The 15,097-nt window shown below is 31.3% G+C and carries 20 protein-coding genes and 2 tRNA genes; 5 read left to right on the forward strand and 17 right to left on the reverse strand.

Annotation, left to right across the window (positions count from 1 at the left end):
- The first annotated feature begins 18 nt into the window (after positions 1–18).
- Complete coding sequence (locus OZP08_RS18575; protein ID WP_281322556.1) at positions 19–1,188, forward strand: chromate transporter; 1,170 nt, start codon at positions 19–21, stop codon at positions 1,186–1,188.
- A gap of 375 nt (positions 1,189–1,563) precedes the next feature.
- On the opposite strand, the gene der is transcribed toward OZP08_RS18575, so the two are convergent.
- Positions 1,564–2,874 (reverse strand): ribosome biogenesis GTPase Der, encoded by a 1,311-nt coding sequence (der, locus tag OZP08_RS18580; RefSeq protein WP_281322557.1) that lies wholly within the window; start codon positions 2,872–2,874, stop codon positions 1,564–1,566.
- Positions 2,875–3,015: 141 nt separating this feature from the next.
- Between der and OZP08_RS18585 the strand changes: the two genes are divergently transcribed.
- Positions 3,016–3,528: a hypothetical protein gene (locus tag OZP08_RS18585; RefSeq protein WP_281322558.1), complete on the forward strand. Its 513-nt coding sequence runs from the start codon at positions 3,016–3,018 to the stop codon at positions 3,526–3,528.
- A 372-nt stretch (positions 3,529–3,900) separates the two neighbouring features.
- Here OZP08_RS18585 and era read toward each other — a convergent pair whose 3' ends face one another.
- On the reverse strand, positions 3,901–4,782 hold the full coding sequence (gene era, locus OZP08_RS18590; protein ID WP_268847544.1) for a GTPase Era: 882 nt from the start codon (positions 4,780–4,782) through the stop codon (positions 3,901–3,903).
- A gap of 118 nt (positions 4,783–4,900) precedes the next feature.
- Here era and OZP08_RS18595 point away from each other — a divergent pair.
- Both OZP08_RS18595 and OZP08_RS18600 read left to right on the forward strand, forming a co-directional pair.
- Positions 4,901–4,973: transfer RNA gene (locus OZP08_RS18595), tRNA-Met, on the forward strand.
- A 35-nt stretch (positions 4,974–5,008) separates the two neighbouring features.
- Positions 5,009–5,081: transfer RNA gene (locus OZP08_RS18600), tRNA-Met, on the forward strand.
- A gap of 240 nt (positions 5,082–5,321) precedes the next feature.
- Here the strand turns inward: OZP08_RS18600 and OZP08_RS18605 are convergent.
- The 5 genes from OZP08_RS18605 to OZP08_RS18625 form a co-directional block, all read right to left on the reverse strand.
- Entirely contained in the window at positions 5,322–5,792 is a 471-nt protein-coding gene (locus OZP08_RS18605) for a hypothetical protein (RefSeq protein WP_268847545.1), read from the reverse strand.
- Between the two features lies 1 nt (position 5,793).
- On the reverse strand, positions 5,794–6,711 hold the full coding sequence (locus OZP08_RS18610; RefSeq protein ID WP_268847546.1) for an SGNH/GDSL hydrolase family protein: 918 nt from the start codon (positions 6,709–6,711) through the stop codon (positions 5,794–5,796).
- Between the two features lie 63 nt (positions 6,712–6,774).
- Positions 6,775–7,068 (reverse strand): winged helix-turn-helix domain-containing protein, encoded by a 294-nt coding sequence (locus OZP08_RS18615; RefSeq protein ID WP_264529042.1) that lies wholly within the window; start codon positions 7,066–7,068, stop codon positions 6,775–6,777.
- Positions 7,069–7,072: 4 nt separating this feature from the next.
- Positions 7,073–7,636 carry a hypothetical protein gene (locus tag OZP08_RS18620; protein WP_268847547.1) on the reverse strand — a complete coding sequence of 188 codons (564 nt, stop codon included), beginning with the start codon at positions 7,634–7,636 and terminating at the stop codon, positions 7,073–7,075.
- Positions 7,637–7,963: 327 nt separating this feature from the next.
- A complete protein-coding gene (locus OZP08_RS18625) occupies positions 7,964–8,092 on the reverse strand; it encodes a hypothetical protein (RefSeq protein ID WP_281322559.1) in 129 nt (42 codons plus the stop codon).
- A gap of 269 nt (positions 8,093–8,361) precedes the next feature.
- Here OZP08_RS18625 and OZP08_RS18630 point away from each other — a divergent pair, with 269 nt between their 5' ends.
- On the forward strand, positions 8,362–9,303 hold the full coding sequence (locus OZP08_RS18630; protein ID WP_268847548.1) for an AraC family transcriptional regulator: 942 nt from the start codon (positions 8,362–8,364) through the stop codon (positions 9,301–9,303).
- A 311-nt stretch (positions 9,304–9,614) separates the two neighbouring features.
- On the opposite strand, the gene OZP08_RS18635 is transcribed toward OZP08_RS18630, so the two are convergent.
- The 10 genes from OZP08_RS18635 to OZP08_RS18680 form a co-directional block, all read right to left on the reverse strand.
- The gene (locus OZP08_RS18635; RefSeq protein ID WP_268847549.1) at positions 9,615–10,001 is read right to left on the reverse strand and encodes a hypothetical protein; all 387 of its coding nucleotides are present in this window, start codon (positions 9,999–10,001) and stop codon (positions 9,615–9,617) included.
- A 197-nt stretch (positions 10,002–10,198) separates the two neighbouring features.
- Positions 10,199–10,540: a hypothetical protein gene (locus OZP08_RS18640; protein ID WP_268847550.1), complete on the reverse strand. Its 342-nt coding sequence runs from the start codon at positions 10,538–10,540 to the stop codon at positions 10,199–10,201.
- A 104-nt stretch (positions 10,541–10,644) separates the two neighbouring features.
- Complete coding sequence (locus OZP08_RS18645) at positions 10,645–11,010, reverse strand: hypothetical protein (RefSeq protein ID WP_268847551.1); 366 nt, start codon at positions 11,008–11,010, stop codon at positions 10,645–10,647.
- Between the two features lie 46 nt (positions 11,011–11,056).
- Entirely contained in the window at positions 11,057–11,593 is a 537-nt protein-coding gene (locus OZP08_RS18650) for a hypothetical protein (RefSeq protein WP_268847552.1), read from the reverse strand.
- 314 nt (positions 11,594–11,907) lie between these two features.
- Entirely contained in the window at positions 11,908–12,258 is a 351-nt protein-coding gene (locus OZP08_RS18655) for an immunity 51 family protein (protein WP_281322560.1), read from the reverse strand.
- A 53-nt stretch (positions 12,259–12,311) separates the two neighbouring features.
- The gene (locus OZP08_RS18660; protein WP_281322561.1) at positions 12,312–12,653 is read right to left on the reverse strand and encodes a hypothetical protein; all 342 of its coding nucleotides are present in this window, start codon (positions 12,651–12,653) and stop codon (positions 12,312–12,314) included.
- Positions 12,654–12,748: 95 nt separating this feature from the next.
- Complete coding sequence (locus OZP08_RS18665) at positions 12,749–13,225, reverse strand: hypothetical protein (RefSeq protein WP_268847554.1); 477 nt, start codon at positions 13,223–13,225, stop codon at positions 12,749–12,751.
- A gap of 259 nt (positions 13,226–13,484) precedes the next feature.
- Positions 13,485–14,027 carry a hypothetical protein gene (locus OZP08_RS18670; RefSeq protein ID WP_268847555.1) on the reverse strand — a complete coding sequence of 181 codons (543 nt, stop codon included), beginning with the start codon at positions 14,025–14,027 and terminating at the stop codon, positions 13,485–13,487.
- Positions 14,028–14,039: 12 nt separating this feature from the next.
- Positions 14,040–14,243 carry a hypothetical protein gene (locus OZP08_RS18675; RefSeq protein ID WP_268847556.1) on the reverse strand — a complete coding sequence of 68 codons (204 nt, stop codon included), beginning with the start codon at positions 14,241–14,243 and terminating at the stop codon, positions 14,040–14,042.
- Between the two features lie 289 nt (positions 14,244–14,532).
- Positions 14,533–15,084: an imm11 family protein gene (locus OZP08_RS18680; RefSeq protein WP_268847557.1), complete on the reverse strand. Its 552-nt coding sequence runs from the start codon at positions 15,082–15,084 to the stop codon at positions 14,533–14,535.
- Between the last annotated feature and the right edge of the window lie 13 nt (positions 15,085–15,097).

Consider the following 15,097-nt stretch of genomic DNA (forward strand, 5'->3'; position numbering starts at 1 on the left):
TCAAAAAGCATAACAAATATGAGTACAGAAAAACTTAATTACACCTTAATTGATTTAATAAAATATTTTTTCAAACTAGGCACTACTGGCTTTGGTGGCCCAGTAGCCTTGGTAGGGTATATGCATCGCGACCTTGTTGAGAATAAAAAATGGATTAACGACTCTGATTTTAAAGAGGGATTAGCCCTTTCGCAATTAGCACCCGGTCCATTAGCAGCTCAATTGGGCATTTATATTGGGTTTGTACATTTTGGTGTTTTAGGTGCTACCTTATCCGGATTAGCGTTTGTTTTACCCTCTTTTATAATGGTCGTTTTATTAGGAATCGCCTACCAAGCATACGGCGGTTTGCCATGGATGCAGGCTATTTTCTATGGTATAAGTGCAGCAGTAATTGGTATTATCGTTTTGAGTTCCTACAAGCTTACTGTTAAATCTATTAGTAAATTTGAAATCCCAGCCGTAAAAAACAATTGGCTACTCTGGCTATTTTACATCGCAGCCGTCATTCTTACAGCGGTAACCCAAAAAGAAGAACTACTGTTATTTCTCATTTTAGGTTTCATCTATATGATCGTAAAAGCACCGCCACAATGGATTAAACGTCCTAAAACGGCTTCTTTCTTTTTTCTTTCTACAGCAGGATTCTCAGCTATAGAACTTGACAAATTAGGAGATCTTGCTTGGTTTTTCATCAAAGCCGGAGCCTTTGTTTTTGGTAGCGGATTGGCTATTGTTCCTTTTTTGCATGCTGGAGTTGTCAGCGAACACAGATGGTTAACTGAAAATCAATTCGTAGATGCGGTAGCGGTAGCCATGATTACACCCGGACCCGTTGTTATCACTGTTGGTTTCATTGGCTATTTAGCAGCAGGATTTACCGGAGCAAGTATTGCTGCTCTAGGGGTTTTCCTTCCTTGTTTCTTATTTACTGTTATTCCTGCTCCTTACTTCAAAAAGATATCACAAAACAAAAGCATCAAAGCTTTTGTTGATGGAATAACGGCTGGAGTAATTGGTGCTTTAGTTGGCGCAGTTATAGTAATTGCCACCCGAACCATTGTAGATATACCCACAGCACTTATTGCAACCGGAACGGTTCTAATTTTGATTTATGTCAAAAAACTGCAAGAACCACACATTATTGGTATCGCAGCTCTTTTGGGAGTTTTGCTCAAACTATTATAATTTTAGTTCATTGAGTAAAATCCATTATTTAACCATGGATTAACTAAATTTTATACAATCGTGGCGTATCTTTAATGGATAAAGATATGTTCATGAAAAATTTTGCAATTAAACTAACGTGGTTTACCACTATATATGTTATGGTTTTTGCAATATTATGTCAGACAGAATTACTTCTTTCTATAATAATGAGTATGTACCTTTTTGGAGTGTGTCTAATACTCTTTCTAGTCTACACCGTCTTACATGATGATTACAAGACCTCAAAAACTTTCAAGGATTGGTATGAAGATTTCCCCAATGAAAGTCTAGAAGAATAAGCAATCGAGCTTTCAAAAATAAAATAAAAAAAGTCCCCGTTCAGGGACTTTTTTATTATTTCTCTCTAATATAAATATCGATTGGCACTCCTGCGAAGTCCCAATTTTCTCTAATTTTATTTTCAAGGTAACGTTTGTAAGGCTCTTTTACATATTGTGGCATATTGGCAAAAAACACAAATTGTGGTGTGGCTGTTGGCAACTGCATACAATATTTAATTTTTACATACTTCCCTTTTGTTGCTGGTGGCGGGTATGCTTCGATCACTTTTAGCATAAATTCATTGAATTTTGAAGTAGGAATACGTTGCTGTCTATTTTCATAAACCTGAACAGTCGTTTCCAATGCTTTCAACAAACGTTGTTTCGTTAGAGCCGAAACAAAAAGAATAGGCACATCTGTAAATGGCATTAACTCTTTTTTGATTTTTTCTTCGTAATCACGGGTTGACATGGTATCTTTTTCAACCAAATCCCATTTATTCACTAATATTACAACCCCTTTACGGTTTTTCTCGGCTAACCAAAAAATACTTTGATCCTGACCTTCAAATCCACGAGTGGCATCAATTACCAAGATACAAATATCAGCATGCTCAATTGCACGTACAGAACGCATTACGGAGTAAAATTCTAAATCTTCTTTTACTTTGGCTTTACGACGAATTCCCGCCGTATCTACCAAGTTAAATTCAAAACCAAAACGATCGAATTTGGTATCAATCGCATCACGGGTTGTTCCAGCAATATCAGTCACCATAAAACGTTCTTTACCAATCAATGCATTGATAAAACTCGATTTCCCTGCATTAGGACGCCCCACTACAGCAAAACGAGGCAAAACAACCTCTGCTTTTACAGGTTCCGGTTTCTCAGGGAAAGCATCAATTAAGGCATCCAATAAATCCCCAGTTCCGCTTCCAGAAATACTCGCAAAAGTAAAATATTCTCCTAAACCAAGATTGTAAAACTCTACAGCATCTTTCTCACGCATGGCATTATCTACCTTGTTCACCGCCAATAAAACCGGCTTGGTCACTTTGCGCAACAAACGTGCAACAATATCATCCATTGGAGTAATCCCCTCCTCTACATCTACTACGAATATAATAACATCGGCTTCATCAATAGCCAATTCTACTTGTTTACGGATCTCACCTTCAAAAACATCATCCGATCCACGAACGTATCCACCCGTATCAATCACAGAAAACTCTTTTCCGTTCCACTCGCTTTTACCGTAGTTTCTATCTCTGGTAACTCCAGAAACCGAATCCACAATAGCTTCTCTTCTTTGTATCAGCCTATTAAAAAGGGTTGACTTCCCTACATTAGGTCTTCCTACTATCGCAACTATATTGTTCATAATCTAAATTCAAATATTTACTTCGTCCGTACAACCGCTTCGCAGTTTCGGGCTGCAAAGGTAGTGTATAAAACCATGATTATCAATTTTTTTGGTATATTCGCTATACCTTATTTACTTAATCCCTTCATTTCTAATTTTATGGACACCAATAATGAGATCCGTTTGCGCTTGCGATTCTACAAAGAAGTCAATGAAAACATAGATTCCCTGCGTCAAAAATTCATTCAATTTACCACTACCAATTCACCGGATTTCTTTCTAAAAATAAAAGAATACCACATTTGGATTAATATAAAAGGCTCAAAAAAAGCCTATTGGTCTCCTCATTTACACATTGAAATGGAATCAAAAGGTGATAATCAAACCCACATTCGAGGACTATTTGGACCCGATCCCAATTTATGGACATTTTTCATGTTCCTGCATTTTATGATTGCTGGAACATTCATCATTTTTTGCGGCATCGCCTACTCCCATTACGTTCTAAAAGCATCCACAACAACCGATTTCATTGTTATGTCCCTCATGGTTTTTGCTTGGTTTTTACTCTACGTAATCGCCAAACAAATCCGAAGCAATGGCAAAAAACAAATGAATGATATCGAAAAAGTGTTTCTGGAAATCATAGAATCACAACTTGTCAGTTATTAGTTGTTGGTCATTAACTAATAATCTAAAAATAATTAGGACAAATTTTTAATTTTCATACTCAAGGCTAATTACGAGTGTATAACAAATTACATTTTAGTGTGTTTTTTAAAAATCTGCGAAAATCTGCGTGAAAAAATGGCACGCAGATTTTCGCAGACTTTCGCAGATAAAAAGGAGATTGTTTCGCAAGTTCACTTTCGATCGTATTCTCCTCAGTCAGAAAAACAATATTAAGTACTTTAGCTAAACTAATTTGCAAAAAAAATCAGCATTAGAACAAAATCCAATGCTGATTTAAAATTTTAATAAATCATCCTTTCACACATAACTTATAACTCATAACTTATAACTCATAACTTATAATTAAAAGGACTACTGATTATATCCAAAACGCTTAAGCATATTCGCGTTGCTTCTCCAGTTTTTATTTACTTTCACATACAATTCGATATGGATTTGTTTCCCAAAGAATTTTTCTAAATCTACACGGGCATCCATTCCAACTTTTTTCAAAGCAGCTCCTTTATGACCAATGATGATTCCTTTTTGGGTATCGCGTTCTACCATAATCAAAGAACGAATGCGGATGATATTCTCATCCTCCAGAAATTCTTCGGTTACTATTTCAACAGCGTACGGGATTTCTTTACTGTAATTCAATAATATTTTTTCGCGGATAGTTTCGTTTACAAAGAAACGTTCCGGCTTATCTGTCAACTGATCTTTAGGATAATATGCTGGAGATTCCGGTAATAACGAAATGATTCTTTGAAAAACTTCCGGCACATTAAAATTCTGCAAGGCAGATATTGGATAAATCTCCGCATTAGGAACTTTAGCAGTCCAAAAAGCCACTTGGGATTCCAACTGTTCTTGGTTAGAATTATCGATTTTATTCAACAACAACAAAACCGGGATTTTCGAATGAATGATTTTATTAAAAAAAGCTTCGTCTTTCAGTTCCTGCTCACCAATCTCTACCATATAGATTAAAACATCGGCATCTTCAAAAGCTGATTTTACGAAGTTCATCATCGATTCCTGCATTTCATAGGCCGGTTTGATGATTCCAGGTGTGTCTGACAAGATCATTTGAAAATCTTCTCCGTTTACAATCCCAAGAATCCTATGACGTGTTGTTTGTGCTTTAGACGTAATAATTGATAACCTTTCACCAACAAAGGCGTTCATTAACGTTGATTTTCCAACGTTTGGGTTTCCTATGATGTTTACAAAACCTGCTTTATGTGACATTTTTTCTATAATTTATGCTGCAAAGGTAGTCATATCAAGCCAATAGACGAAATAAAACATTTTTTTTAATTTTTTGTCGAAAGTGTCGTTTTTAGTCGTATCTTTGCAACCGAAACATCGCGGGATAGAGCAGTAGGCAGCTCGTCGGGCTCATAACCCGAAGGTCACAGGTTCGAGTCCTGTTCCCGCTACTAAGGTAGCCTTATTGAGATTACAAAACGCACATCGCGGGATAGAGCAGTAGGCAGCTCGTCGGGCTCATAACCCGAAGGTCACAGGTTCGAGTCCTGTTCCCGCTACTAAGAAAGCTTCAGAGAAATCTGAAGCTTTTTTTATGCATAAACTTTACAAAATAAAACAGCACAAAGTCGATGACATTTGCACAGTTTTCCATAATAACTCTTAGAAGAGCGGGCTTTCAGAGGGGAAATTTTTAATAAGCTACAAATGTAAATTAGAATTACTAATGTTTAAATTTAGTACTTGTGTCCCCATTTTACAAAACCCTTGTTAGTGGTTCGTTGCTTTTTGTTTCCCTATCATACTTGTCTGTATAATGCAGGACGTGAAAGCGCTATAAGCAATAGTATTTCAATTATTATCATCAAAATTGGTCTATGCCACGAAACTGTTATCCAAAGACTAGTCTGCTGTTGAAAGTCAATATTGTCTGTCATATTTTTAAATATTTCCAATTTTTTCGCAAAGAATATGCTTATTACTGTGATATACATATAGCAGATGAATGCCGATAGGACTAATTTTTTTCGAGTTGGAATTTTCCAGTTAAAAATTAATGATAACACGATTGTAAATAAGATCAAAAGATGAACGGGTATCCAAAATTTTATGGCTTGCCCCAAGTTGTTATTACTTCTGGTTATCATTGTTGACGGACTTTTTAGCATTTCTGGAATGCCAAATAAATGTTCGTAAAGCCCTGCTGATGCACTTATACTTAAAAAGATAATACAGGCAATTAAAATCGGGTTTGTCAATTTCGTTTTCATACTATTTTGTGTTTGATAATTTATTGATTAAAGATTTTACTATTGCTTTTTGCCCGTCAATAGTAAGGTGTATACCATCATACTGAACGAATTCAGGATTTACAGGATTTCCAAATTCTTCTGTTAAATCAATTACAGGTTCTGGTTGGGCTTTCAAATATTTACTAATTTCATTTAAATCGGAATTTTTTAAACTCAATTGTTGCATTTTGAATGGCTGAAAATTTTCTGCTTTTTTCTCGTCAATTGATGCTGGTGTCAACCAAACAATATTTGCTTTTGTGTCTTTATTAATTATTTCTTTTATAGCATTTAGGTTTGCAATCGTCTCTGTTAAAGAAACGGATGTTTTTTGGTTTCCATAACGGATACAATCATTTGCGCCCAAATGACAAATTACCCAATCGGGACTTAATTTTACTTGTGCTGTTATTTTGCGAAGTGCTTCTGTTGTAGTTTGTCCTGAAATCGCAGCATTAATTATGCGAATATGGTCTTGTGGTCGTCTTTGATTTAAAAGGTATTGCAAAATATAAACCCAGGAGTTTAAAGCATCTGCTGTACTTTCGCCAATTACTAAAACAGTCTGATTTTTCTTAAAAGGGAGTTTATCAATTTTAAATGTAAAGTCTGAATTTGTCAAAAGTTCTGATGCTGTATTTTGGGCCTGGTCATCATAAACTTTTTTAGCTAATTGATATTCTTCTGTTGACATACCGTATAGCTGTGCAATTTGCTCATCATTTAGGTTTGGTAAAAAGTTCAAGAACTTTTCTGGGTGCATATGAAGCAATATTTTGTCTGCGTATGCTACTTTTTTTGTTTCCATTTTATTAGTTGTTTTTTGTTGTGCGTTTACGTTTCCTATACTATTTAAAAAGAGTAGCGTCAGAAATACTTTGTTGATCGTTTTCATCATAATTAAGTAATTTTAGTTTGTAAATAATTTTAGTTTGTATTGCAGACTAAAAAAGCAAAAAAATTAGAGATGCAAATATTTTTTTATTGTTTCTACATAATTTTCAAAGGCATTTTTCCCTGTTTTTGTTAGTTTACAAATTGTTTGCGGATAGTTTCCTTTAAATGTTTTTTCTACTTCAATATATTTTGCTTCATTTAGTTTCTTTATCTGATGGCTTAAATTGCCTTGTGTTGTTTTGGTTATCTCTTGCAGATAACCAAAATCAGCTTGTTTCATTTTTACAAGAGCTGAAACAATAGCCAAACGTACAGGTGCATTCAAAACAGGGTCTAGTTCCTCAAAAGTCTCCGCCATTCGATTATGATTTTGAATTTTTAAGTATGTATCCCGGAATTAAATAACCTACAATAATTGCAAAACCGTGAAGCAAAACTTTGAATTCGTCTGTAATAAAAACACAACAAATAGATGCAATAAGAAAACAAACACCACCAAACATCAACGGTTTAAATTTCATTGCCATTCCCGAAACTGTTGTGCCAATTGCGGCTAATATCAATGTATAAGTAAAGGGTTCAATTTTTTGATATACACTTACAAATACTATGGTAATAAATCCAAAAGCCAAAGCCATCCAAAGTTTTTTAAGGAAAAAATTCAAATGAGTTTCTGATGTTTTATTTCGGTTGTAATTAATTGTTACTATCAACGCAATAGCAACCAAAATAGGGAACGGTAAAAAGTAGTATTTAAAATCAGTTTTCGTTTGAATCAAAAATTGAAGAATACTTGCCGCAGCCAAAGTCCAACCCCAAAGCAAAAATATAAAGCTATGTGACTTGATGTTTTCTTTGGTTTGATTAATTACTTCTGTAATAAGTTTCAAACTCTGTTGTGGTGTCAATTTGATTTCTTTTTCCATAAAGAAGATATTAATTTACTCTGTAAATGTAAAGTAGTTTGCAATACAAACCAAATTTTATGACAAAATTTTTAGCTCCTTTGCATGTGTATTTTGGAGTGTAGCTCTACAATAACCGCTAACTTGTATATATTTCTGAGAAATGTCAGTGTTTATTTGTTTTCAAAAACAGAATTTTTATTTCATAATTCATCAAATGGTCTTTTATTTGTTGAATACCTTTAACTAACAAGGGTGCAAATTTCGGTGGTTTTGCTGCTTTCATTACCAAATGAAAATCTATCATCAATCTCTATTTAAGTATAGAGACAAAAGCAGAGGAAAAAATTAAGCAACATTTGGGTAATTCGTGAACTTATCAAATTCTTTCAATAGCTTCAAATAGCACAGCAAAGTGTCTAATTTTTTTTCAAACATATTATCGTGACCTTTCACAATTAAAATTAAAATGCTCATTTTATAACACTATAATAATCCTCAATAAACTGGTTAGATATTTGAATGCTTCCCACTACTAAGACAAAAAGCTTCAGAGAAATCTGGAGCTTTTCTTAGTTTTACTCTACTCCCCTATTTCTTGCTCACTTCAAAATTTATATAAACAAAAATTACTATAATGTTGCAGTCCCATTTTGAATACGCAAATAAACTCCACACTAATATTAAGATTCTCCGGAGAATATAATAGTTATATATTCGCAGAGAAAATTGTAATAAAAGTCAATATGAAAAAGGAGGAGTCTATCAAAGAATATTACTTTAGAATCAATAAAAGCATTGATTATATTAAAGAAAATCTTAATGAAGAACTTTCTTTAGAAAAAATGGCTTCTCTTTCCAGCTTCTCTAAATTTCATTACCATAGAATTTTTAAATCTGTGACTGGAATAACCTTAAATGAGTTTATTAAGAATGCTAAAATTGAAAAAGCTCTTTTTTTCTTAATGAATAATCCATCAAAAACCATTAATGAAATTTCTATTGATTGTGGTTTTCTAAGTATTTCATCTTTTTCAAGAAGTTTCCGCGAGGCTAAAGGTGTAACACCTACAGAATGGCGCAAGTCATTTGAAAGTAGCAATATTGGAATAACGGATAGCAATATTGGACAAATGCAGGACAAAATCCAAGACTACCTTGCACTCAAATTAAATAATTTAAAAAATAGTAAAATGAGTGAAACAATGAAACTTGATTTTGAAATCAAAAAACTTGAAGAGTTTAATGTTATCTATATTCGAAATCTCAATATTCACAGACATGATAGTGAAACATTTGGTAAGATGTTCGAAAAGCTATTTAGTTGGGCGGCTCCACGAAATTTAATTAATTTCCCCGAAACCAAAGCGCTAACGGTTTATAGAAGCAATGCCAATATATCTGGAATGCTTCAAGCTGATGCTTGTTTGTCTGTCCCTGATAAAATAGTTGGAGAAGGATTGATAGGTAATACAACAATAAGCGGAGGATTGTATGCTATTTTCCATAAAGAAGCACCTATGTCTGAATGCTTTAAAACATGGAACTACATTTATGAGATTTGGTTTGAAGAAAACGGATACCAACCTGATAACCGAAATTTCTTTTTAAGTCATTTAAATGATCCTAAATCACATCCAGAAAATCTTCATATTATTGATATTTATATACCTATTAAATTGCTTTAATAATTCTGGCAAGTATAGAAATATACTAGAACATCTAATAATTAACCAAATATAAGATTGATGAAACTATCGTTTATAATCTTTTTCCCATTTACAAAAATTGGCTTTGTTGTAAAATTGAGTTATAAGTAGTTTGTTTTTTTAATAAAAAAGACTGTCTGAAAATATTGTACAGCCCCGAATAGTGTCTAACTTTTTGGGCTGTACAGTTAACGACAGTTTTTTTGTTTTTTATATTACCTCAAAGTAGGAGGCTTTGCGGAGCGAGTGTAATTTATATTTTGTTTCTAATTCCCATCAGAGTTATACCATTAAGATAAGGGATTATCATATCCATAAAAAAAATGATACTTAAAGAAAAGACGTTTTTCATAAATGGCTTTTAATTTTTCCAACACATCTTTTCTCTGTGAAATGATTTTTTTATACTCTTCATTATCAATACCTAGTAAGTTATTTTCTGTAAATATAGGGTTTGATATAATACCTATAATTCTATCTATTGTTTTTGTAAAAAAATAATCAATTTCACTCGGAATTTCATTTTCATTTTTGCACTGTTCAAAAAATGATGTCAAAATATTAAATAGTTTTTTGAAACTTTCTTCATTCCATTCTGCATTCATTCTTAAACAAAATTCTAATTCAATATCACTATCATTATACTCTAAATATTCATTTAAATAATCTACAGACATAGTTTATATTTTTTAACAATTACATTTTTATCAATCTCTCCTTCAACTATAAAGTTTACTAACATTTTTTTTATCATTTTTCAAAACATATCGACAACTCTTTTATCACCAAGATCACTCTTAATTTGTGTTGCTAATTGTGGTATTATTCTAATTCTTTAAAAAGATCATTCCATAGCTCATATCCTCATTACTATTTAGATTTTTTCTAGTTCAGAGAATAATGTATCCGCTGATTCTTTTATACCTTCTCTAAAACTTGCAGGTATTTTTTTCCCACATCTTTCAAACCAAGAATTGAAAGTTTCTTTTATTTGACTTCTATTCAATTTTGCCACTCTTCTATTTGCCATTTCAGGATATTTTTTACTTAAATATACAAAGATGTCAATATGCACCAATAAAGGCTGACTGGCTTCATCCGATGTTCTAAGCCATTCCTCAACTTCTAAAATCTGTTCTATTGCTGTATTAAAATAAAGTGCTGGCTCTAAATCCGCCATTTGATTTCCTTCTGGTGCTGTATTGTAAATTTTCATTTTTTATTATCTAATATGAGTCTGTTTCTATATCTTCATACTGTCCTAATTGTCTAAAGAAAAACCAGACGTTTGCACCAGTATGGGATAATTTAGTTTATTTCTTAACGTCCGAAGAACTGACCCGACTTCGATCTAAACTCAGGGTCCTTCCTTTCTTTCTGTTTTACTTTTAGAAAATCAAAAGCTTTATCATATATACTTTTATTGCATTCAAGTGCAAGTATTTCTTGATTATTGCTAATTTTAAAAATAATCAATTTATTATTCATGTATTTAAAAGATACGGTTTCAATCTTTGATGTACCTTTTCCGAACTTTCTCCAACCACAAGAAAATTGAAATGTAACACGCTCTCGTGAGATATTTATGAAACCACATTTATTGGATTTTAATTGAATATTTAAAATACAAGAATCTTGGATTTCTTCACAAGAAGCTATAATCGGTTTAGAGAATATTGAAAACATAAATAATAAGTTTATCTTGATTTTAAAACGTGAAAACACACAAAATTTATCTATACATCTTTCTGTTCAAAAAAGTTAATTTTTCGTCTGAATTATCTAATTTTTCCGACAGTTGTAATTGTGAATTAATTTCTTTTAAATAAATAGGATTTGCATTACTTGTAGTAATAGAAATCCCTTCAATTTCATAATCAATATAATTTAATGAATGTTCATAGCAATTATAAATCACTTCCCCGTTTTCTTTAAGATTTGAAAGAATACTTTCATAAGCAATAAAAATTTCATACAATGCTTTTTCTTCTAATTCATCTTCATTCAAATTTTCTAAATCCTCCTCAGAATTATATAATACTAAATCTATTATATCATTGCTTAATAAATCATTTATGCTAATCTCTTTATCATTTAGTTTCCATAATAATTCATTAACTTTCTTTAAGTTAAATAACAACTCATTATTTAAATCCTTTATTTTCTCAAATAAGAACTCAACACACCATAAATCCCAAAACAATAATTTATCATTATGAAGATTTTCAGTTTTCGCATCTATTAAATCAATAAAATCAATATGTTTCATATGTATATCTTTATAGCCTTAACTATATCACTCCTATAATTTTTTATTAGTCTGCCAATATAATCATTTATAATACTATACTTACTATTTCTAACAATTTTAGCACTTAGTACAAAACTTTCTTCCTGATAAACCCAATCACCTTTGCCTATTACGAGATCAAGTATATCCTTATATGACATATTTCATTCATGAATTTAAACGCTAATGCAATGATGTATTTTTAGTTAAGCTTTTTGTGATTTAGACTTAAAAATAAAAAGACTGTCTGAAAATATTTCCAGACAGTCTTTTAGTAATCATTAAGTTAGTTACTAATCTAATTCTGCTCTTGAGAACAAATCCTGTATTAGATTTTCATTCTCACAGGCTTCTTTAAACGAAATAATGAAAGTTTTCAAAGCCTCCGCATCAGAAGAATAGGCGCAGAACATACTACCTTCCGGGTCAAATCTAACTATATCTATAAGTTCAGGTTTTTGTTCCTCTAAAAAAACATGTGCCAAGGAAGCCCAATCGTAACCGTTGCCTTCAAAACCTTCCTCTTCCCTTGCCAGGAAAATTTCAGTCTTATATTCTCCTACATATAAGCATACCGAAACACTTTTCTCATGTTCTGTCCAAAAAAATGGATTAATTACTGTTTCTAAATCATTAATGTCCATATTGTTCTAATTCTTTAAAAGATCATTACATGGCTTATATCCCCACTGAATATTTAAATTTTTTCTAGTTCAGAGAATAATGTATCCGCTGATTCTTTTATACCTTCTCTAAAACTTACAGGTATTTTTTTTCCACATCTTTCAAACCAAGAATTGAAAGTTTCTTTTATTTGATTTCTATTTAATTCTTCTACTCTCCAATTTGCCATTTCAGGATATCTTTTGCTTAAATATACAAAAGCATCAACATGAACCAACAAAGGCTGACAAGCTTCTTCTGAAGTTCTAAGCCACTCTTCGGCTTTTTGAATTTGTTGTATAGCTAAATTAAAATAACGTGCTGACTCTAAATCAGCCATTTGATTTCCTTCTGGTGCTGTACTGTAAATTTTCATTTTTTATTATTTTTATTTACTTAGTTAGTATATTTAAATTTCAATCCTTCAACTTTTCTTGGAGAATCTGTGCTATAGGGTTCTACAATATTACCTTAATTTATATCCTTTTTTGCAAACTTAGAGAAGACTTCATCATTTAATAATGAATTTAAAATTTTTGATTTATCTGTTTGGTTTGTAATTTTTAAGATTGCAGAATATGCATTATGCCTTATATCTATATCTTCTTCTTTAGACAATACTATTTTATTAATGTAATTTTTAATCTCAATACTATCATTAATTAAATTTCTTGAAGCAATAAATGCATAGTTTTTCACATCATAATCATTCTCATTTTTTAATAAATTAATGACGATATCACATAGTTCCTCTACAACTATTTTAGGAATGTCTGCTATTTCTATAATTTTAAGGGCTTCTATTCTAGCCAAATCGTATTCTTTTTCATCTTCTATCACTTCTAAGATTAAGTCCCATTTATCATCAAAATCATCAAAATTCAGGCTATTTATTAATTCTACTTTGTTATCATCATCTTGAGTTTTATATATCTCTTTTATTTTCATAATTAATATTTTTAATTAAAACACTTCTAGTTTCCATTCTATTTTTGTCACATCATCTGCCATTTCGGATTTGCTATCGACAAGGATTTAACCATTACGGTAATAAAAGATATCCTTATTATTAGACCAGCGAAAAAGTCTAAAACTTATTGAACAATAGATAATTTAGTATTCACAACAAACCCCACTCATTTCAGCGGGGTTTATTTTTTTTATAATCTTGTTGTTACAAGTCAAAAAGCTTCTCTTAGCATTTTAGCTAAGAATATTGCCAAAAACCTGCTATTATTTCACCTGTTACATTGTGCTTATACAAATATAATGCTCCATACATAAAAACATAATCCATACCATCATAATATCCTTCTTCTTCTATTTGTAAAAAAAATGAATAATTATCTTTCTCTAATTTTTCATAAAAATAACTTTTAGGCTGAATCAAACGTGGCTCTCCACCAACTTTTATAAATAAGAATTCGCTTAAATTGTCTGTAGCATAATTACTTATCGAGAAAATTCCAAGATCAGAGATCACCTTATCTTCCCTGTCTCCAATTTCGGAATATTCATGCTCTATCACTTTTACAGATATGTCAGGATAAATATTATTTTCTAAAAGGACATCAAGATTATTATGTATCACTATTGAGAGCATTTTATCTTGCTTCTCTGGATGATTAATAACTGCATAAAAATTATAATCTTTCGGAATATCATTTTCAATAACTTTAGGAGGTTTTCCTCCTATTCTGGCTTCTAAAGTCTTGTCATAGATCAAACAAGTAGCATACAATTCGTTCATTCTTTTTTAATTTTAGTGACATATATAACCTTGTTTCTTTGCAAAATCAATTGCATCTTCTCTAAGTTTATTTGTTAATTCTGTAGCATATCTTTTTGCATTTAAAGGCTCCCAATCTCTACTAAATAACCCTTCATATATACCACGTCTTGTCAATGCAGCATTTCTATTTATATTTTGCAAAGCTGATTGTCCTTTTAACTTAGTTCCCCTCATTTTGTACTAAGTTTGTCATAGACCATATTATCCTCATCAACGATGAGTTTTGATCTATCTCTCTAGATCATATTTCCATTCATGAATAAGAACGTTACCATCCCAAACATAGCGATTTATTTCTTTGTATTTATCATAAACATAGTACAAATACTATTTTTTATGACTCTAAAACACAAGACTGATACTTTTTATGTTGATTTTAAAGTGTTTTTAAATTAAAAAAAGCAGGGGAATATTGCCCTGCTTTTTTAAAAATATTCAGAAGTAAAAAACTACGAACAGCTGATTATACTGCTATTCCAACTTTTTCAAACCTAAGCCCTTTAATGTCATTATCATTCATAAAATTAACAAATTCATTTGTACAAAAGTAAGACGATGTTAATTTATCATCTCTAAAAACAATACTGTTTAAAATGTTGTCTTTTTTGAACAAAATATTATTTTCTCTTATCATTGACATAATTTCACTATTAGATTTATTGTCCTTATTTATACAATCAATCTTTGTTAGTAAATTTATAAGATAGAATTTTTCAGGTAGTTCAGTATCAACATCTAATACTTCTATTCCAGAATTTAATTTATTTATAAGTGTATCTATATTTTTTTCATTTATCAATAATATACCTGTGTAATAACAACTAGCATCGAAATCAATTCTTCTTTTATCTTGTTTCTTTTTAGGGTCGATAAATATTTTAAAATCTAATTTTTGATAATTACTTACTAATAATTGCCCTTTAAATTCTAATGCTTGCTGTGAATTATTATTGTCTTCATTGTAAACAAAAAATTTATACTCGTCATAGTTTTGTGAAATTCTATATACATCCATTTTTACAAAAATT

Origin of the sequence: Flavobacterium aestivum, assembly GCF_026870175.2 — a bacterium.
In the GTDB taxonomy this organism is placed as follows: Bacteria; Bacteroidota; Bacteroidia; order Flavobacteriales; family Flavobacteriaceae; genus Flavobacterium; species Flavobacterium aestivum.